The organism is Agrobacterium sp. BT-220-3 (genome assembly GCF_025910175.1).
In the GTDB taxonomy this organism is placed as follows: domain Bacteria; phylum Pseudomonadota; class Alphaproteobacteria; order Rhizobiales; family Rhizobiaceae; genus Agrobacterium; species Agrobacterium oryzihabitans.
Genome location: NZ_JAPAIX010000006.1, coordinates 84,767 through 103,683 on the forward strand (window position 1 = coordinate 84,767; position 18,917 = coordinate 103,683).

Annotated in this window: 20 protein-coding genes and 1 tRNA gene; 12 read left to right on the forward strand and 9 right to left on the reverse strand. The window is 60.7% G+C overall.

Going from position 1 to position 18,917, the window contains the following annotated elements; translation table 11 throughout:
* Positions 1 to 104 precede the first annotated feature (104 nt).
* Entirely contained in the window at positions 105 to 494 is a 390-nt protein-coding gene (locus tag OK142_RS16690; RefSeq protein WP_498684006.1) for a TIGR02300 family protein, read from the forward strand.
* A gap of 152 nt (positions 495 to 646) precedes the next feature.
* Positions 647 to 722: transfer RNA gene (locus OK142_RS16695), tRNA-Ala, on the forward strand.
* Positions 723 to 795: 73 nt separating this feature from the next.
* On the opposite strand, the gene OK142_RS16700 is transcribed toward OK142_RS16695, so the two are convergent.
* Both OK142_RS16700 and OK142_RS16705 read right to left on the reverse strand, forming a co-directional pair.
* Positions 796 to 1,296: a thermonuclease family protein gene (locus OK142_RS16700; protein WP_498684008.1), complete on the reverse strand. Its 501-nt coding sequence runs from the start codon at positions 1,294 to 1,296 to the stop codon at positions 796 to 798.
* A 54-nt stretch (positions 1,297 to 1,350) separates the two neighbouring features.
* Positions 1,351 to 1,725 (reverse strand): PAS domain-containing protein, encoded by a 375-nt coding sequence (locus tag OK142_RS16705; RefSeq protein ID WP_313610979.1) that lies wholly within the window; start codon positions 1,723 to 1,725, stop codon positions 1,351 to 1,353.
* A 206-nt stretch (positions 1,726 to 1,931) separates the two neighbouring features.
* Here OK142_RS16705 and OK142_RS16710 point away from each other — a divergent pair, with 206 nt between their 5' ends.
* The 7 genes from OK142_RS16710 to OK142_RS16740 all read left to right on the forward strand — a co-directional run bounded on the left by OK142_RS16710 (position 1,932) and on the right by OK142_RS16740 (position 7,343).
* The gene (locus tag OK142_RS16710) at positions 1,932 to 2,834 is read left to right on the forward strand and encodes an NUDIX hydrolase (protein WP_498684010.1); all 903 of its coding nucleotides are present in this window, start codon (positions 1,932 to 1,934) and stop codon (positions 2,832 to 2,834) included.
* A 69-nt stretch (positions 2,835 to 2,903) separates the two neighbouring features.
* A complete protein-coding gene (gene nadA / locus OK142_RS16715) occupies positions 2,904 to 3,875 on the forward strand; it encodes a quinolinate synthase NadA (protein ID WP_498684011.1) in 972 nt (323 codons plus the stop codon).
* On the forward strand, positions 3,872 to 5,437 hold the full coding sequence (locus tag OK142_RS16720) for an L-aspartate oxidase (RefSeq protein ID WP_498684013.1): 1,566 nt from the start codon (positions 3,872 to 3,874) through the stop codon (positions 5,435 to 5,437). Before nadA ends, OK142_RS16720 begins: the two co-directional genes overlap by 4 nt.
* A 1-nt stretch (position 5,438) precedes the next feature.
* A complete protein-coding gene (gene nadC / locus OK142_RS16725; protein ID WP_498684015.1) occupies positions 5,439 to 6,296 on the forward strand; it encodes a carboxylating nicotinate-nucleotide diphosphorylase in 858 nt (285 codons plus the stop codon).
* A gap of 152 nt (positions 6,297 to 6,448) precedes the next feature.
* A complete protein-coding gene (locus OK142_RS16730; protein WP_003498410.1) occupies positions 6,449 to 6,700 on the forward strand; it encodes a GlsB/YeaQ/YmgE family stress response membrane protein in 252 nt (83 codons plus the stop codon).
* 12 nt (positions 6,701 to 6,712) lie between these two features.
* Positions 6,713 to 7,132, forward strand: coding sequence for a DUF3597 domain-containing protein (locus tag OK142_RS16735; RefSeq protein WP_082185097.1), 420 nt, complete (start codon positions 6,713 to 6,715; stop codon positions 7,130 to 7,132).
* A 22-nt stretch (positions 7,133 to 7,154) separates the two neighbouring features.
* The gene (locus OK142_RS16740; protein ID WP_216331717.1) at positions 7,155 to 7,343 is read left to right on the forward strand and encodes a hypothetical protein; all 189 of its coding nucleotides are present in this window, start codon (positions 7,155 to 7,157) and stop codon (positions 7,341 to 7,343) included.
* Between the two features lie 137 nt (positions 7,344 to 7,480).
* Here OK142_RS16740 and cydX read toward each other — a convergent pair whose 3' ends face one another.
* The 7 genes from cydX to OK142_RS16775 form a co-directional block, all read right to left on the reverse strand.
* On the reverse strand, positions 7,481 to 7,603 hold the full coding sequence (cydX, locus tag OK142_RS16745; protein WP_082185099.1) for a cytochrome bd-I oxidase subunit CydX: 123 nt from the start codon (positions 7,601 to 7,603) through the stop codon (positions 7,481 to 7,483).
* A 27-nt stretch (positions 7,604 to 7,630) separates the two neighbouring features.
* Positions 7,631 to 8,788: a cytochrome d ubiquinol oxidase subunit II gene (cydB, locus tag OK142_RS16750; RefSeq protein ID WP_216331716.1), complete on the reverse strand. Its 1,158-nt coding sequence runs from the start codon at positions 8,786 to 8,788 to the stop codon at positions 7,631 to 7,633.
* A gap of 6 nt (positions 8,789 to 8,794) precedes the next feature.
* Positions 8,795 to 10,372: a cytochrome ubiquinol oxidase subunit I gene (locus tag OK142_RS16755; protein ID WP_082185101.1), complete on the reverse strand. Its 1,578-nt coding sequence runs from the start codon at positions 10,370 to 10,372 to the stop codon at positions 8,795 to 8,797.
* A gap of 69 nt (positions 10,373 to 10,441) precedes the next feature.
* Complete coding sequence (cydC, locus tag OK142_RS16760) at positions 10,442 to 12,133, reverse strand: thiol reductant ABC exporter subunit CydC (protein WP_498684018.1); 1,692 nt, start codon at positions 12,131 to 12,133, stop codon at positions 10,442 to 10,444.
* The gene (gene cydD, locus OK142_RS16765; protein WP_498684020.1) at positions 12,130 to 13,917 is read right to left on the reverse strand and encodes a thiol reductant ABC exporter subunit CydD; all 1,788 of its coding nucleotides are present in this window, start codon (positions 13,915 to 13,917) and stop codon (positions 12,130 to 12,132) included. Before cydD ends, cydC begins: the two co-directional genes overlap by 4 nt.
* A gap of 17 nt (positions 13,918 to 13,934) precedes the next feature.
* On the reverse strand, positions 13,935 to 14,510 hold the full coding sequence (locus OK142_RS16770) for a GbsR/MarR family transcriptional regulator (RefSeq protein WP_082185103.1): 576 nt from the start codon (positions 14,508 to 14,510) through the stop codon (positions 13,935 to 13,937).
* 277 nt (positions 14,511 to 14,787) lie between these two features.
* Positions 14,788 to 15,819, reverse strand: coding sequence for an L-idonate 5-dehydrogenase (locus tag OK142_RS16775; protein WP_498684022.1), 1,032 nt, complete (start codon positions 15,817 to 15,819; stop codon positions 14,788 to 14,790).
* Between the two features lie 220 nt (positions 15,820 to 16,039).
* Between OK142_RS16775 and OK142_RS16780 the strand changes: the two genes are divergently transcribed.
* The 3 genes from OK142_RS16780 to OK142_RS16790 all read left to right on the forward strand — a co-directional run bounded on the left by OK142_RS16780 (position 16,040) and on the right by OK142_RS16790 (position 18,914).
* Complete coding sequence (locus tag OK142_RS16780; RefSeq protein WP_142173442.1) at positions 16,040 to 16,795, forward strand: SDR family oxidoreductase; 756 nt, start codon at positions 16,040 to 16,042, stop codon at positions 16,793 to 16,795.
* Positions 16,796 to 16,881: 86 nt separating this feature from the next.
* Positions 16,882 to 17,775 (forward strand): NAD(P)-dependent oxidoreductase, encoded by an 894-nt coding sequence (locus OK142_RS16785; RefSeq protein WP_498684252.1) that lies wholly within the window; start codon positions 16,882 to 16,884, stop codon positions 17,773 to 17,775.
* Positions 17,776 to 17,903: 128 nt separating this feature from the next.
* On the forward strand, positions 17,904 to 18,914 hold the full coding sequence (locus OK142_RS16790; protein ID WP_498684025.1) for an aldose 1-epimerase: 1,011 nt from the start codon (positions 17,904 to 17,906) through the stop codon (positions 18,912 to 18,914).
* Positions 18,915 to 18,917: the final 3 nt, after the last annotated feature.

Here is an 18,917-nt window from a genome sequence, read left to right on the forward strand (position 1 = left end):
ACGAAAGACCGCAACGATTAAGGGGACCGGCTAGAAATTTTACCGTCTATGCCGGTTTTACGGCGTACACACCGAAACTCATTCGACAATTTGAGGCTTAGACAGTGGCAAAAGCGGAACTTGGTACCAAGCGCACCGACCCCGATACCGGCAAGAAGTTCTACGATCTGAACCGCGACCCGGTCGTTTCTCCCTATACCGGCAAGTCATGGCCGCTCTCCTTCTTCGAGGAAAGCACGGCTCAGGCAAAGCTCGAGCAGGCTGAAGAAGAAGAAGTCGCGGAAGTCGATGCCGAAAACACGGAAGTCGAACTCGTATCGCTGGAAGACGCCGATGGCGACAACAGCGGCGACGAAATCCCGGATATGGGCGACGACGACGACGACGTGGAAATCGACGACGATGACGATACCTTCCTTGAAGCCGACGAAGACGACGACGATGACGATATGTCCGGCATCATCGGCGTAACGGGCGACGACGAAGAAGCTTGATCTTATTGAATAAACCAGCCCGGCGACAAAAAAATGAAGCCGGGCTGTTTTTTGTGCTTGCACTCTTCGATTAGCCGAAGTAGTAAGCCGCCACCGAACGGAACAACAGCCGCTTCGGTTCCCGGAACCGGAAGAAATGCCGGAACCCTTATGGGGCTATAGCTCAGCTGGGAGAGCGCTTGCATGGCATGCAAGAGGTCAGCGGTTCGATCCCGCTTAGCTCCACCAAATCCTCCCAAACAAGATACGAGACCTTCAGGCGAAGATTTTCACCCGTCTCGCCATCTGTCCAACGCGTTGGCTATTGTAGCAGCGCCCGCACATCCTGCCCGTTGATCCGGCATTCGACTGAACGGCTAACCCCGCCCTCTTCCACCACCCGGCAGTCCAGATATTTACCGCGCAGCCGGTTCTCCAGTGCCTTGAAAGCGTTCAGACCACAGGCATAACGGCGGCCGTCAGAATCCGCGCAGACCCGGTTACGCTCGACATCCTCCACACCAGCGAGGCTAAATTCCTGGCCTTTGAAGGTGAAGCGGCTGCTGGAAAGGACACGCAGGCGCTGATCCGCATGCATTTTCAGGGGGTAAAGATCGGGTGGCGTCGGGATGCGTTCGTAGTTCTGGCGGCTGGGATCGACCCGCACCGGCGATGTCGTCCACAACATTTCCGTATTGGCGGCAAGGCCTGCCGTCGCAGAGCCGGCCTCACCGTTCACCAGCGAGGCGATGCGGATGCCGGCAACACCGAGGCCTACGACCAGCGCGATCTGAAACAGCAAAGTTGCGACCTGACGGACCATGCCACCGAAACATCAAAAACAGTAAAATATAAGTCCGTCCCACCCAGAGCGGGACTACATCAGCAAGGCCTTGCGGGCGACAACCTCACGCACCGTGCCCATTGCCATCATCGGAATGCCGTCGCAGTCGTGGATCACCCTGCCCGTCGTCCGCAGCCAGCGAAAGCCGCCGGACCTCAGCCCGATCCGGTACTCCTGGTCATAAAACTCGCCGCACGTCAGCGAATTATGGAGAGCCCTTGCCACCCTCGCCCGAGCGTTGATCTCGACCTGGGCAATGAACGCTTCCACCGGAAGGCCGCCAGACGCCTCATCGAAGGAAAAATCGCGGACACGAGCAGCCACAGCATCCAGATAAACCAGATTCTGCCCAATATTCCACGTATAATAGCCAATAAGCGTCTCTTCTAGAGATATATCTTCCAACATCGGCTTTCTACATTATATGGATGCTTATAACGTTTTTATAACATAACGAAATATACGCGACTAACCACAAGAAATCATCCTTTCGTCTGACAGACGTTTATTTTAGGATTTACGCGAATACCGGCGGTACTTTTGGCCCGCTTGTTGGCGAACCGCACTTCCTGTGGCAAAGAAGGTTGAAATCACAACCTGTTACAGGAGCCGCCGTGACCATCGGGCTTGCCCATGCCGAACTCATTGCCGTCGTCACCGCCATTACCGGAGATGAACCGCGGGTCATGACCGTTCGGGCGGGCCTTGCCCTTCCTTCAGGCCCATTCGAATTCGGGCACAGAACGCTTCAGAGCGGGCTGCGGGAATGGATCCACGAACAGACACACCACCCCGTCGGTTATCTCGAGCAGCTTTATACCTTCGCCGACCGCGACCGTAACAACGACATTCCGGGCGGCAGAACCATTTCGATTGGTTATCTCGGGCTGGTTCTCGAGCAGGAATCATCCGGCAACGGGCGCCCCCTCTGGCATGGCTGGTACGAATATTTCCCCTGGGAAGACCATCGTCGGGGCCGCCCGCTGGTTCTGGACACCATTATCGACAGGCTGCGCGCATGGGCGGACTCCGATCCCGCCTGCAAAAGCCAGCGCCATTTGCGGGCCAATTTCACCTTCGGTCTCGACGGTGGGGGCTGGAACGAGGAGCTGACCCTGCAGCGCTATGAGTTGCTGTATGAGGCAGGCTTGGTCGAGGAAGCCCAGAGCGAGCCCCGGATCAACTTCGGCAAGCCGATGTTTGCCGATCACCGCCGCATCCTCGCCACCGGCATTGCCCGGCTGCGAGCCAAAATCAAATACCGGCCGGTGGTTTTCGAGCTGATGGCTGATGCCTTCACGCTGTTGCAATTGCAGCGGGCGATCGAAGCACTCGCAGGGTTGACCCTGCACAAGCAGAATTTCCGCCGGCTGATTGAACAGCAGCAACTGGTGGAAGAGACCGGCGACATGGCGACCGAAACCGGCGGACGCCCGGCAAAGCTTTTCCGCTTCCGTCAAACCGTTCTTGATGAACGCGCCCTCTCAGGAACCAAACTGCCCCTCTCCCGCAATTGACATATGCTCACAATGAGAATATCGCTTTGCCATAGATATACTCAAATAGAGTATAAATGGGAGAGTGCCGTGAACGAACAGATTTCTGCCGCAAGCCTTTACGACCGCGTCAGCCGCGTCATCCCCAAGGCCGAATGGATGGGTTTTCAGGACGATGTGGAGGCTATCCTCGAGCTGAAGCGCAAGCGCAACGCCGTCATCCTCGCCCATAACTACCAGACGCCGGAAATCTTCCACGGCGTTGCCGATATCGTCGGCGACAGCCTCGCCCTTGCCCGCAAGGCGATGGAAGTGGAGGCGGATGTGATCGTTCTCGCCGGCGTGCATTTCATGGCCGAGACGGCAAAGCTGCTCAATCCGGAAAAAACCGTGCTCATTCCGGATATGGCTGCCGGCTGTTCGCTCGCCGATTCCATCACGCCGGAAGACATCGCACTTCTGCGCAAGGCCTATCCGGGCGTTCCGGTCGTCACTTACGTGAACACTTCGGCGGCGGTGAAAGCGGCTTCCGACATATGCTGCACGTCAGGCAATGCCCGCCAGGTGGTGGAATCGCTCGGCGTACCGCGCGTCCTGATGTTGCCGGACGAATATCTGGCGAAGAACGTGGCGCGGGAAACCAGTGTCGAACTCATCGCGTGGCGTGGACATTGCGAGGTGCACGAGCTTTTCACCGCCGATGACATCAGGGAATTGCGGGAAAGCCATCCCGGCGTCACCGTTCTCGCGCATCCGGAATGTCCGCCCGATGTCGTGGAAGCTGCGGATTTTTCCGGCTCCACCGCCGTCATGTCGGATTATGTCAGCCGCGAACGCCCGGCCCGGGTGGTGCTTTTGACGGAATGCTCGATGAGCGACAATGTCGCCGTGCATCATCCGGATGTCGAATTTATCCGCCCCTGCAATCTCTGCCCGCACATGAAGCGCATCACGCTCGGCAATATCCGCGCAGCGCTTGAGGAAAACCGCCACGAGGTGACGGTCGATCCGGCGATCGCAGTCGCCGCCCGCCGTGCGGTGGAAAGGATGCTGGCGGTATGAGCGAAGCTCCGTCGCAATATGCGGGCAGGACGGTCATCGTCGGCAGCGGCATTGCGGGCCTGATGGCGGCGCTGACGCTTGCGCCGCAACCCGTGCTGCTTCTGACCCGCAGCGCCCTCGGCGGAGAGACGTCCAGCGCCTGGGCGCAAGGCGGCATCGCCGCGAGCCTCGGCCCCGACGACAGCGCAGCGCTTCATCTTGCCGATACGCTTGCCGCCGGCGACGGCCTCTGCGACGCGGATATGGCAGCGGACATCATCTCGGCCGCCCCTGCCACTGTCGAGGCCCTGGAGAGGGCCGAAGTGCGTTTCGACCGCGATGCTGAGGGCAGGCTCGTCTTCGGACTGGAAGCGGCCCATAGCCGCCGGCGGATATTGCATGCCGAGGGTGACGGTTCGGGCGCGGCCATTGTGAGGGCTCTCGCAGCAGCCGTTCTAAACACGCCGTCCATCGCAGTTCTGGAAGGCACGGAAGTACGCCGGCTGCTGACCGAAAACGGGGCCATAACGGGCCTTGCCTGCGCCGGACAAAAGGGCAGCTTTGCTCTGCCGGCCACGAACATTATTCTTGCGACGGGCGGGCTCGGCGGGCTTTACGAGGCGACGACCAATCCCTCCGGCAATTACGGGCAGGGCATCATGCTTGCCGCACGCGCCGGCGCAGTCCTTGCCGATATGGAGTTCGTCCAGTTTCACCCGACGGCGCTTTCCTCTCCCCGTCGGCCGCTGGCGCTGGTCAGCGAGGCGGTGCGGGGCGAAGGCGCCCTTCTTCTCAATGAAAACGGCGAGCGTTTCATGGCGGCCGTGCCCGGTGCGGAACTCGCCTCCCGCGATATTGTCGCCCGCGCCATCGAGCGGGAAATCCTGCGTGGCGGCAAGGTCTTTCTAGACGCACGCCAGGCGCTCGGCAGCGGTTTTTCGGCGCGTTTCCCTTCGATAGACCTGCTCTGCCGGGAAGCCGGGATAGACCCCGCCCGCGAGCTTGTTCCCGTTCGCCCCGCCGTGCATTACCACATGGGCGGCGTTTCCACGGATGGAAACGGCCGCAGTTCCGTGCCAGGCCTCTGGGTCGCGGGCGAAACCGCCTGCACGGGTCTTCACGGCGCCAACCGACTTGCCAGCAACTCCCTGCTGGAGGCGGCGGCGATGGGCATGCGCGCCGCGAAAGATATTGCCGACCGGCCGGCATCAAAACCCGTGACGGCTGTGACGCCATTCGGGACACCTGTTCTTTCGGCAGCGGACCCCGCCATCGTCCGACACATCGTCTCCCGCCATCTCGGTATCGCCAGACATGAGACCGGCTTGACCGATGCGATCCGTGATCTTCTGCCTCTCGCCGAACAGAATGGCCCGGCCTCCGATCCCGCCATTGTCGGGCTCGCCATCGCCGTCTTCGCAGCCCTGCGCACTGAATCGCGCGGCGGCCATTTCCGTAGCGATTTCCCGGAAAAGGACGTGACCCCCACAAGGCGCAGGCTGCGCCTGTCCGAGGTCATTTCCATTGCCCATGACCTTTCCTCCAGCAACCTTTCCTCACCCAGCATTGCGCGGAGCGCCTGACATGATCCTCTCCCCCTTGCCACGCCTCATCGTTGAACCGCTCGTTCGCAACGCCCTTCTGGAAGATCTCGGGCTTGCGGGCGACATAACCTCCGCCTCAGTCATTCCCGCCGATCATCGCTCGGTCGTCGTCATGGCCGCACGGGAACCGGGCGTCATCGCCGGTCTCGATGCCGCAGAGCTCGCTTTCCAGCTCATCGATCCGGCAATCCTGATGAGGCGGCATGTTGAGGACGGGGCAATTGTGGCTCCCGGCGATATTATCGCGACGATCGAAGGTCCCTCACGCGGTCTTTTGACAGGGGAGCGCACTGCTCTCAATTTCCTTGGCCATCTGTCGGGCATAGCCTCCGTTACCGCGAAAATCGCTGCCGCCATTTCAGGGACCAGGGCCTCGGTTGCCTGCACCCGCAAGACGACGCCGGGCCTCAGGGCGCTGGAAAAATATGCCGTGCGCGCCGGTGGCGGCATGAACCACCGTTTCGCGCTTTATGACGCAGTCCTCATCAAGGACAACCACATCGCCGTGGCCGGCGGCGTGGGCGAGGCCATCCGCCGCGCCCGGCAAGGTGTGGGGCATCTCGTCAAGATCGAGGTGGAGGTCGATACGCTGGCGCAATTGCGCGAGGCGATGGATGAAGGTATCGACGCGGTTCTCCTGGACAATATGACGCCGGACCAGCTGCGCGAGGCCGTGGAGATCGTCGCCGGCCGCGCCATTACCGAGGCTTCCGGCCGCATCAGCCCTGAAACCGCCGCCGCCATTGCCGCAACCGGCGTTGATCTCATCTCCGTTGGCTGGCTGACCCACAGCGCGCCGGTTCTGGATATCGGGCTGGATTTTAAGAGCCCAAGCTGAATGAAAGCGACGCGACGGGCTCGCCCACGCGGAACAAAGTGTCAGCACCTTCGTTATTACCCCGCCTGGGGTCTATTCAAGGCGGGGGGATCAGTGCGCGCAAAAGCCTGTCCATATGCCTGCGGACCTCTCTCACAAAGGAAAGGCCTGTTATGGAAGACGCACAAATCGGCTGGATTGCAGCAATCATCATCGGCGGCGTGGCCGGTTGGCTCGCCGAACAGTTCATGAAAAGCAATATGGGTGTTTTCATGAACATCATCCTCGGCATTGTCGGCGCCATCGTCGCCAATTTTCTTCTGGGGCTCGTGGGCATCTCGCTCGGAGGCTGGATTGGATACCTCATCACCGGTTTCATCGGTGCATGCATTCTCATCGCCATCGGGCGCGCATTTCGCCGATAAAGGGAGGACACAATGAGCTTTTTCGACAAGATCAAGAATGCGATTTTCGGCAAGGCCGAAGCCGCACCGCAGACTTCCGCTCCAGCTGGAGCGCCGACAACCGCTGCAAGCCCGGCCGCACCGGCTCAGCCTGCAGCACCTGCCCCGACAGCGGCGGCTCCGGCATCCACCGGCAGCGTCGACGTGGCCTCCATTCTGGATGCTGCGGTCAAGCAGAACGGCCAGAAACTCGACTGGAAACATTCGATCGTCGATCTCCTGAAGGCGCTTGATCTGGACAGCAGCCTCAGTGCCCGCAAGGAACTGGCTGGCGAACTCGGCTATACCGGTGACACGTCGGACTCAGCCACCATGAACATCTGGCTGCACAGGGCTGTCATCAAGAAGCTGTCCGAAAACGGCGGCAAGGTTCCCGCAGAACTTCTGCATTGAACCAGTGACCGGGAGAATCGCGATGGACGACTATTCAAGCTTGCGAGAGCAGATCGGCCAGGACCTCGACACCCTGCACAGGACCGAGAACCCGAAATCGATCTTCGAGATTGCCGACGACTATCTTCTGGGAAATCCAAATCTCAAGAGAGTGCTGGTCGAAGACATCATCAAGGAAGAGGCGGACAAGCGCGGCATCGCGATCCACTGAAGCCACTCGTGACAAACACGGCTGTTTTACCAGAAGGGCGGCATCCTAACCGGAGGCCGCCCTTCTATATTTTGCATGCGCACTCCGTTATCCCGGATCAAGTCCGGCATGACGGGAGAGAGCTTTCCACCAAAGCTCTATCTATCCTGTTTCGCTTCGGCCTTTCTGGCGTTTTCTTCCATCAGCTCATACCACATGGCATTCATGACGGCGAAGATGGCGGCGAGAGGCAGGCCGAGCAGCCAGGCGAAATACCACATGTTCGATCTCCTTCTGTTTGTTTGATATTAATAGGCGTGGCCGCTGTCGTCGCGGATCGCCTTTTCATCCACCTTGCCCCACAGCACGCGATAGACCCAGGAGGTGTAAGCGACGATGATGGGGATGAAGATGAGGGCGACGACCAGCATGATGAACAGCGTCATATGGCTCGAGGATGCGTCCCAGACCGTCAGGCTCGATTTCGGATCGATCGAAGACGGCAGGATGAAGGGAAACATCGCCAGCCCGACCGTCGAGATGATGCCGAAAATGGCAACCGAACTGGAAAGCAGCGCCAGCACCTCACGCCCGACCCTGAACAACAGGAAGGCGACGAGCGGGAAAGCAAGACCGAGTACCGGCGCCAGCATCATCCACGGATGGGCCGCATAATTCGCAAACCAGACGCCGCTTGCGACCTCGACCGTCTTCGATAGCGGATTGGACGGACCGTCGGTCACGACTTCCGAGGTGAAGCGATACCCGTCGACACCGAGCCACAACAGGACGCCGCCAAGAGCAAAAAGAACGGTGGTGGCAAGAGCCGCAATGCTGCCGAAACTGCGGGCGCGGGCCGCAACCGGACCTTCGGTCTTCAGCACCAGCCAGGCCGCGCCATGCATCACCAGCATGGCAACGGAAACGAGGCCGCAGAGGATTGCGTAAGGGTTCAGAAGCTCGAACAGCGTCGTGCCGTCATAGAAAATCCTCAAGTCATCGTTGAAGCGGAAGGGCACGCCCTGCAGCACATTGCCAATCGCCACACCGAAGATCAGCGCGGGAACGAAGCCACCGATAAACAGCGCCCAATCCCAGGTGCTGCGCCATGTCGTGCTCTCGCGCTTGGAGCGGTATTTAAAACCGACCGGCCGCAGGATCAGCGCAAACAGGGTGGCGAACATCGCCAGGTAAAAACCTGAAAACGACACCGCATAGAGCGGCGGCCAGGCGGCGAAGATGGCGCCGCCGCCAAGGATGAGCCAGACCTGATTGCCTTCCCAGACCGGGCCGATGGAATTGATGACGACACGCCGCTCGAGATCCGTTTTCGCGACGAAGGGCAAAAGCGCGCCGGTGCCCAGATCGAAACCGCCGGTGACGGCAAAACCGATCAGCACCACGCCAAGCAGCAGCCACCAGATGACGCGGAGGACTTCGTAGTCGATGAGTTGATGCAATATCATGATCGTTTACTCCGCAGCGACGAGTTTTTCAGGAACAAGCGGCGCTTCCGGCTCGTGATCCGGATCGGGCCCCTTGCGGATCGCCTTCAGCATCAGCCCCATTTCGACGATGAACAGCACCGTGTAGATGGCGATGAAACACAGAAGCGTAATCAGAACCGTCGAGGCGCTGAGGCTGGAGACGGCGGCGGCAGTCGGCAGCACGCCCTCGATGATCCATGGCTGGCGACCGAATTCCGCGACCACCCAGCCCATTTCAGCCGCGATCCACGGCAGCGGAATGGCGAAGACGGCCACCTTCAGCAAGAACGGATAGTGATCCAGTCGGCGCCGGGCCGAGAGATAAAAGAAGGTCGCCGTCAGCACGATGAAGAACATGCCGAGACCGACCATGATGCGGAACGCCCAGAACAGCGTCGGCACATGCGGGACCGTATCGGCGGCCGCCTTGGCGATCTGCTCCTCGGTCGCCTGACGCGGATCGTCGACATAACGTTTCAGTAGCAGGGCGTACCCAAGTTCGTGGCCAAGTTCCGCAAAGGTGCCGCGCACCTCTTCCGGCAGTTCCGCGCCCTTGCCGGTGGCGCGTATCTGCATCAGAGCATCATAGGCTTTGATGCCATCGCGGATGCGGGTCTTTGCCAGTTCCACCAGATCGTTGATGCCGGGGATTTCCGTGTCGAGCGAGCGGGTGCCGATAAGGCCCATCACCCACGGGATTTTCACGGCAAAATGCGTCTCGCGCGCCTCCTGATCGGGGAAACCTATTGCCGTAAAGGGGGCAGGAGCCGGTTCCGTTTCCCACATGGCCTCGATCGAGGCGAGCTTCATTTTCTGGTGTTCGGTCGAAAGATAACCGCTTTCATCACCAAGCACGACGACCGACAGCGCCGAAGCCAGACCGAAGGAGGCGGCAACCGTCATCGACCGCTTGGCGAGGTCGAGATGGCGTCCCTTGAGGACATACCATGCCGAAACGCCAAGTACGAAAATGGAAGCGGTGACATAACCCGCTGAAACGGTATGGACGAACTTCGCCTGCGCCACCGGGTTGAACAGGACCTCGAAGAAGTCAGTCACTTCCATGCGCATGGTCTGCGGGTTGAAAGCCGATCCCGCCGGGTTCTGCATCCACCCATTGGCGATCAATATCCAAAGCGCCGAAAAGTTCGAGCCGATCGCCACACACCATGTTGCGATGAGATGGCCGAGTTTCGACAGCTTGTCCCAGCCGAAAAAGAACAACCCGACAAAGGTGGCTTCCAGAAAGAAGGCCATCATGCCTTCGATCGCCAGCGGCGCACCGAAAATATCGCCGACATAGTGACTGTAATAGCTCCAGTTCATGCCGAACTGGAATTCCATGACGATGCCGGTGGAAACGCCCAGCACGAAATTGATGCCGAACAATGTGCCCCAGAATTTCGTCATCTGCCGCCAGACCACGCGGCCGGTCATGACATAGACCGTTTCCATGATGGCGATCACCACCGACAGCCCGATCGTCAGGGGAACGAATAGAAAGTGATATAAAGCGGTAACCGCGAATTGCAGGCGCGATAGCGCCACGATGTCGAGTTCCATGTTTTTACCCCACCTTTCAGGAAAGGCCGGCCTTCTGTTACGAGACGACGCCGGCCCTGAAAAAATCACTCAGTCCGGACGCAATGTTTGCAGCATTACGTCGTATTCCGGGGTGCCGCTTTGACATTGATCAAGTTGGCGCCCCTCTTTCAGCACGATGATGCGATCGGCAAATTCCGCCTCGCGGCGATTATGGGTGATCATCACGACAGTCTTTCCTTTTGCCCTGGCAAACAGCCGGCCCAGCACGTCGCGGGCGGTCTCGCCGTCCAGCCCTTCCGTCACCTCGTCGAGAAGCCAGAGCGGTTTGTCGCGCAGCAGGAAACGGGCAAGTGCAAGCCGCCGCGACTGGCCGCCGGAGAGGCCCTGCCCCGCCTCGCCAAGCCGCGTATCCAGCCCGGCCGCCAGGATTTTGACGTGCTCGCCAAGGCCTGCCGATTGCAGGGCATCCCAAAGCTCACGCTCGGTCGCGGCCGGTTTCGCCAGCCTCAGATTGTCGGCGATGCTGTCTCGGAAAAGCTGGCTTCTCTGCGTCATGAGCGAACACGGCAAAGCGCTGACCATACCCGCCGCCGGCTGCAACTCGCCCGCCAGAAGCTGGATGAGGCTGGTCTTGCCGGCACCGCTCGGCCCGATAATCGCAACCGTCTCTCCGGCGGCAATCGCAAGGTTGATATTTGTCAGAACGGGGTTTTCGTTCCCGTCCCGCTCCAGCCGCACGCCATCAAGCTCGGCCGCCATGCCCGTGGCAGGCACGCGCGGACAGTTGACGGCTGCCTCGGCGGAAAGACGCGGCGCGATGCGTCTTGCCGAAAAGAGCGTGCGCCCGAGTTCCATTGCACCACGGCGCAGCGCCGTGAAGGGCTCCAGCGCGGCAAAACAGACGAGCAGGCCAAGGGCCGCCGTCGGCGCGGTTACCGCTCCCTGCTCCGCAAGCCAGGCCATGCCGAGGAGAGCCGCGCTCAAAAGAACCGCCGCAGAAATGCCGAAGGAAAAGCCGGCATTCGTTTCGATCCGGTTCAGGCGGTCATCGCAGGCGAGCAGATAGTCGTCCGCCCGTTTTACCGCAGCAACCTGCGCCGAAAGCCGGGACGTCGTCAGCAACTCCGCCTGTCCATTGACGAGATCCGCCGTGCGGGCGCGAAGCGCTTCAAGCCCGATTACCCGGCGGCGCGAGAATTTTTCCGCCCGCAACGCCGAGCGCACTGCAATGCCGAGCCCCGCCGCAATGAGGAAGAGGGCCGCCAGAACGCCCGCAAGCGGATTGAGGAAGGCGAGCCCGATGCCTGTTGCGATTGCGGCAAGGACTGCGACGGCAGCGGGAACCAGCACGCGCAGATAAAGCGAATCCAGCGCATCGATATCCGCCGTCAGCCGGTTCAGCAGGCGGGCAGGCCGCGCCTCCAGATGTTTCGCCGCCTGCGGTGCGGCAAAGCCGCGAAACAGCTTTTCGCGAAGCGCTGCCAGCACGGAGAGCGTTGCCTCATGGGTGGTCATGCGTTCGCCATAACGGGCGGCGGTGCGCGACAGCGCCAAAAGGCGGATGGCCGCGGACGGGGCAAAGACATCAAATGCATAGGCTGTTGCCGGAACCAGACCGGCAATCGCCGTCGCGGTTATAAACCAGCCGGAAACGCCGAGCAGGCCGATACCCGCCAGCACCGTGGTTGCCGCCAGAACCGCACCGGCCAGCAGCATGCCGCGACGCGCCGACCAGAAGAGGGCAATGACGGGTTTCAATATGGCAAAACGCGCGATCATGACTGCCCCCTTGAGTGGATCGCCGCCATATCCACAATCCTGTCCATGCGTGCGGCGAGTACGGGATCATGCGTCGCGACGATCAATGTCCTGCCTTTTGCAAGTTGCAGCAGGTTTTCGGTGACGAGCGCAGCCGTCTCCCGGTCGAGATGCGCCGTCGGCTCGTCGACCAGAACAAGCTGCGTTGCCGGATCGGCGAAGGCGCGCGCAATGGCGAGCCGCACCGCCTCCCCGCCCGAAACGCCATAACCGCCGTCTCCTACCGGCAGGTGTCGGCGCGCTTCTGATAATGCATCCAGCCCGGTGCAACGCAGCGTCTCTTCCATCATGCCCTCGCTGACACCGGCACGACCAAAGCGAATATTCGCTTTCAGGGAACCGGCAAAAAAGAACGGCTTCTGGCTGACCCAGCCGATTGTGTTGCGTAGTCCATCGGCAGTCGTGTGATCGAGCGTCACACCGCCGATCCTTATTGTACCGCTGCCAGCCTCGGCCAACCCGGCAATCAAGGAGAGTACAGTGGATTTACCACAACCGGAAGACCCGAGAATCGCAACTCTCTCGCCCTGCTGAACCGTAAGGTTGAGATTTCGAATGACAGGCGGAGAATTCGGATAGGCGAAGGAGAGATCGTCCAGCTCCACCAATCCGGGCAGCGGGCATGGGGCGGATGCGACGTCCTTGCCCTCGCCCACGATGGTTGTGTCACGCTGCATCAATGTGCCAAGCGCGCCAAGTGACGCCTCTCCGGCTGCACGGTCGTGCCAGACGGCGGACAATTCCCGCAGCGGCTCGAAAAAGGCCGGGGCCAGAAGCAGGATGAACAGTCCTTCGGCAAGCGTCAGCTTCTCGCCCCACGCGCCGAAATTCAGAAAACCGAGCAGATGGAAACCGATATAGACGGCGGTCATGGCAACGCCGAGGGCGGCGAAGAGCTCCAGCACGGCCGAGGAGAGAAAGGCGATCCGCAGCACCGCCATCGTCCGCTTCTTGAGGTTTTCCGCATCTGTGCGCAGGCGTCCAGCGGTCAGATCGACGGCTTCCAGTGCGCGGATCGTTTCGAGGCCGCGCAGGCGATCGAGCAGGAAAGCATTCATGTTGCCCGTCTCGGCCAGCTGCTTTTCACTGGCAGCCTTCGCCTGCCAGCCGATCAGCGCCATGAAAAGCGGGATGGTCGGCATGTAGAGCAGCAGCACCAGCGCCGCAATCCAGGTGAATGGCAGGATTGCCAGCACGAAAACCAGGGGAACGATGGTGGCTTTCATCCGCGCCGGCTGGAAACGGGAAAGATAAGGCACCAGCGCTTCTGCCGTCTCGGCGACAACACCTGCCGCCTCCCCGGATGCCGTCCGCGACAGATCGAGTGGCGACACCTGCGCTACGGCATGAAGTGCTTCCAGCCGCCGCCGAGAAAGGGCGGCACGCGCGGCGCGAAACGAAAGTCTCGCCGCAAGTCTTTCCAGAAATGCCTTGATCAGACCGAGAATGAGAACAGCGACAGCCGCCGGCAGGATCGCCGTCATCGGTGCGCCTCCAGCGATTTTTCCGACCGAAAAGGCAAGCAAACCCGCCTGCGGCAACCAGAGCAGGGCCGGCACCACATGCAGCAGGGCGATGGATCTTCCCACCGCCGGCGCTTTTGCGTTTTTCACCGCTCCGTCGTCAGAGGATTTCCCGGCGGCAGCACCGAAGAAGCGCCGGCGCACCACATCGGGCGAAACGGTTTCAGGCGCAGGACAGTCAACGCCGTCACCACTTGCCGATTGTCGCGTTTGTACGGACATCTCCAAAGCCGATCTCCTCACTTGCCCTTTGTGCCACGGGGTCTTGCAAGAGAGACGATCTTGTCTTTGGCCTCCAACAGTTTCGTGACTTTCGAGCCGAGCGCCAATAACGAAGCCAGTCGCTCCGTTTCCAGCCGCTTCACATCGTCATACCAGCCGGTGAGCTGCTCGATCAGCGTTTTCATCTCATCGATGCGCTTTTGCGCGTGCCGCTCGTCTTCGTTCTCGGGCGTCTCCATCAGAATTTCACGGAGCATGCTGAGCGTCGGATCGATCTCACGTTTCTTGCGCTCCTCGGCGAGGGTGCGCAGAATTTGCCAGACATCCTCCGGTGTCGTGAAGAAATCGCGCCGGTCGCCGGGGAAATGCTTGAGAATTGCAAGGTTCCACGCCTGAAGCTCCTTCAGGCTCATCGACACATTGGAGCGGGAAATGCCGAGCGCCTCGACAATGTCGTCCGCGCAGAGCGGCTGCGGCGAAATGTAAAGCAAAGCATAGACTTGCCCGACCGTGCGGTTGATGCCCCAGCGGCTGCCCATCTCGCCGAAATGCAGCACGAAGGACTGAACAAGCGGGGAAAGACTAGCCGGCATTTCTTCACTTCCTGTATTTTCAGTAATTTCTGAAATTTCGATAACGCAAAAAATACCGGACGGCAAATCACCTTTTTGACCTGCGTCAAAATGTGCAAACCGGCGGAGATGGCGTGAGCGAAGGAAGATCGAGCGACCGGCCTGGTCCTTGAACTGGGCGATGATACCGATAACATCGCCGACAGGTTGTTGTGGTCAAGAAGCCCGCATAAAAAATCGGCGGCGGAATAATCCGCCACCGATCAGAACGTCGGAACGCTTGCGTGCGAGACAGCGCTTATGAAAAGGCGATCTGGACCTTCATGGCACGGCTGCGGTCGGAGGCAAATTCAAAGGCCGAGATGGCGTCATCGAGATCCACCGTCTGGGTGATGAACGGCTTGACGTCGATCAGGCCCTTGCGCATCAGTTCCACGCCGGTCGCGAATTCCTCATGGAAACGGAAGGAACCGCGCAGATCGAGTTCCTTGGCAGTAATCGCCATCATCGGCAGGTTCATATCGCCACCAAGACCCAGCTGGACGATGATGCCGCGCGGCCGGAGCGCCGCAATGCCGCCCGCAAGCGCAACAGCGGCACCCGAGCATTCATAAAGAACGTCGAAGGTGCCCTTGTTCGCGCCATAAGCGGAGAGCGCATCCGGCTCATCCTTGCTGTTGATGACGCGGTCGGCGCCCGCTTCCCGCGCCTTGGCGAGTGTGAAATCCGAAAGATCGGTCGCGACGATTTCAGCCGCACCCGCGCGGCGCGCGGCCAGAATCGACAGAATGCCGATGGGACCGCAGCCGGTGACCAGCACACGTTTCCCAAGCAGATCCCCGGCGCGGCGCGTGGCGTGCAGCGTTACCGCCAGCGGTTCGGCCATGGCCGCCTCACCCGCGCTCAGCCCGCCGGCCGGAACGCATTGCAGGGCATCCGCGACGAGAACCTCCCGAAAAGCGCCCTGAATATGCGGAAACGGCATGGCGCTGCCATAAAAACGCATGTTGAGGCACTGGTTGTGCAGGCCTTCCTGGCAAAAACGGCAGGTCCTGCACGGGCGTGATGGCGAAACCGCGACCAGACCGCCGACCTTCAGGCCTTCGACACCTTCACCCAACTCCTCGACGATGGCGGAGACCTCGTGCCCCAGCACCATGGGCTCGCGAAGCCGCACCGCACCGAAACCGCCATGATTGTAGTAGTGAAGATCGCTGCCGCAAATTCCGCCCCTGACCAGACGAAGCCGCACTTCTCCCGCTTCCGGCGCTTCCTCCGGCCGCTGCTCGATGCGCACATCCTTTGCCCCATGGGCGACGATCGCTCTCATAAATATCTCCCTTTCGACATCGCGCCTTGAGCGGCGTGACAAAATAATCCGCATCCCGATCCTGCCGCCAGCCGCAGTTTTATGCGCCGCGCGACCTCTCCGCCCGCCCGATCCGTACCGAAACCGGGCGTTTAAGCCTTGACATCCACGTCTTAAAGGGATGAATGTTATCGATAACATAAACCTGCATGAATGCAATGTCGAGAGACTGGAGGAAACAGTGGGCCTTAATTTGTTCGATCTTTCCGGCCGCCGCGCCCTGATCACGGGTTCGTCCCAGGGCATCGGCTTCGCGCTGGCGCAAGGGCTGGCGGAAGCAGGGGCTGAAGTGGTTCTGAACGGCCGCGACGAGGCGAAGCTGAAAGCGGCTGCCGCAGGCATCAAGGGCGCCAAGACGCTCGCCTTCGACGCCACCGATCATGAAGCGGTGCGCAAGGCCATCGACGGTTTCGAGGCGGATGTCGGCCCCATCGATATTCTCGTCAACAATGCCGGCATGCAACACCGCACACCGCTTGAGGATTTTCCGGCGGATGCCTTCGAGCGCCTGTTGCAGACCAACATCGCCTCGGTATTCCATGCCGGCCAGGCTGCCGCACGTCATATGATCAGCCGCGGCCGCGGCAAGATCATCAACATCGCCAGCGTCCAGACCGCTCTTGCCCGCCCCGGCATCGCGCCCTACACCGCCACCAAGGGCGCTGTCGGCAATCTGACGAAGGGCATGGCGACCGACTGGGCCAAATACGGCCTGCAATGCAACGCCATTGCGCCGGGTTACTTCGACACGCCGCTCAACGCCGCCCTCGTCGCCGACGAAACCTTTTCGGCATGGCTTGAGAAGCGCACGCCGGCCGGCCGCTGGGGCAAGGTCGAAGAGCTTGTCGGCGCCTGCATTTTCCTGTCGTCCGATGCCTCGTCCTTCGTGAACGGACATATTCTCTACGTCGATGGCGGCATCACCGCCTCGCTTTAAAACCTCCTCTCCGGCTGGCGCACTGAAACCGCCAGCCGGATCGGGCCGACAATACCACGACGCTTTGGGAGGAGACCGTGAGCACCATGACCGACAAGAACAAAGTCGCCCTCATCGGCGCCGGTGCCATGGGCGGGGCGATCGGCACGCGGTTGATCGAGACCGGCCATCACCTGACGGTTTTCGATCTGGATGCGGAGAAGGTGGCGGCGCTGACCAGCCTCGGCGCACACAGCGCCGGAACGGCGGCGCAGGCGGCTTCGGTTTCCGATGTCGTGATCCTCAGCCTCAACTCGCCGAAAATCGTCCGCGCCGCCGTGTTCGGCAAGGATGGCGTGGCGGCCGGAGCAAGGCCCGGCACACTGATCATCGACATGTCCTCCATCGACCCGGAAGCCACCAAGGAACTGGCGGCCAATGCTGCCGAAAAGGGCCTGCGCTGGGTGGACAGCCCCCTTTCGGGCGGTGCGCCCAAGGCGCTTGTCGGGCAATTGACGCTGATGGCCGGCGGCACCGAAAAGGACGTAGCCGACGCCCACCGCGTGCTGCAGCATGTCGCCAGCAACTATACCCATATGGGGCCAAGCGGCGCCGGCCAGACGACGAAACTCATCAATCAGGTTCTTTGCGGCCTGAATTTCCTCGCCGTCGCGGAAGCAACCCAGCTTGCGCTGGATGCGGGCGTCGATGCCGCCAAAATTCCCCAGGCGCTGAAGGGCGGCCGCGCCGACAGCGCCATCCTGCAGGAATACATGCCGCGTTACGTCGCGAAGGATTACCGCCGCACCGGCCGCATCGACAACATGGTCAAGGATTTGAACGGTGCGCAGGATCTCGCCAGGCGCACCAACACGGCCATGCCCCTGACGGCGGTTTGCGCCGAGGTGCACCGCATGCTCACGGCGGCGGGACTGGGCGGTGAGGACCAGGCCGCGCTGATGGAATTTTTCAGCGGCGCGAAGCTGACCTTCGCGGACTGACTTCCGCCACAGTGCCTGTCAGGCGTGCGGAGGCATGTATCTGCGCGATCCGGCCATTGCGAAATGTCTCCGCAGCGAAGATGATCGGGCGAATCGGCGGGGCAACAGCCCCGGTGACCGCAGAAAGCATGCATGCAAAGGACAATTTCCCGATGACCACCTCCGAGACAGGCACGGGGATTGCCGGTGTTACCATTTCCGGAAATGGCTTCACCGCCAAGATCGCTTACGAGGGTGCAACTCTTCTGAGCTGGCAGCCGCGGCTTGCCGATGGCAGCGAATCTGAAAACCTTGTCGACGGCTATTTGACACCTGCGGAGTTGCAATCGCAAAGTGGCGTGAGAAACGGCATTCTCGCCCCCTTCACCAATCGTATTCCGGACGGCAAGTTCAGTTTCGGTGGGGAGATGCACCGTATAGAACCGGTGCTTGCCCACGAAAACCTTGTTTTCCACGGTTTCGCCAGAGCCCTGCCCTTTCTTCTCAACCGTTCTTTCGAGGAAAACGGCACGCATGTACTGGTGTTCCGCGCGGAAATATCACCCGGCGATTTCAAGGGTTATCCCTATCATCTCGCCCTTGAGGTGGAATACCGGTTTGCCGGCCATGACGTCACCATCGACATACGCGGCATCAATGGCGACGACCGGCCGCTGCCCTTCGCCGCCGGCTGGCACCCTTATTTCCGTCTGCCCGGTACAGCGTCCATCGACGATCTCGAACTGACACTCCCCTCGCAGACCGCAATCGAAACCGACGAACATTTGATACCCCTGCTGGACCAGCAAAGCGGGCTTCTCAAGCGCGACGATGCGACGTTTCTTTCCGCCGCACCGCTTGCGGGCCACGTGCTCGATGCCTGCTTTACCGATCTCATCGCATCCGAAAACGGGCTGTATGAAACGCGGCTGGGGAATCGGCAGGACGGATCGAGCCTGACAATCTGGCAGGAGCGTGGCAACATGCATGTCTTCACCGGCGATACGCTTGCCCGCGACAGACGAAGATCGATCGCCCTGGAACCCGTTGAAACGCCGACCAACGCCTTCAACCAGCCCGGACTTGCCGCTGCGCTCACCCTTCAGCCGGGTGAGACGCGGAATTTCCGCTTCGGCTTCCGCTTCGAGGCGGCGCGCTGAAAC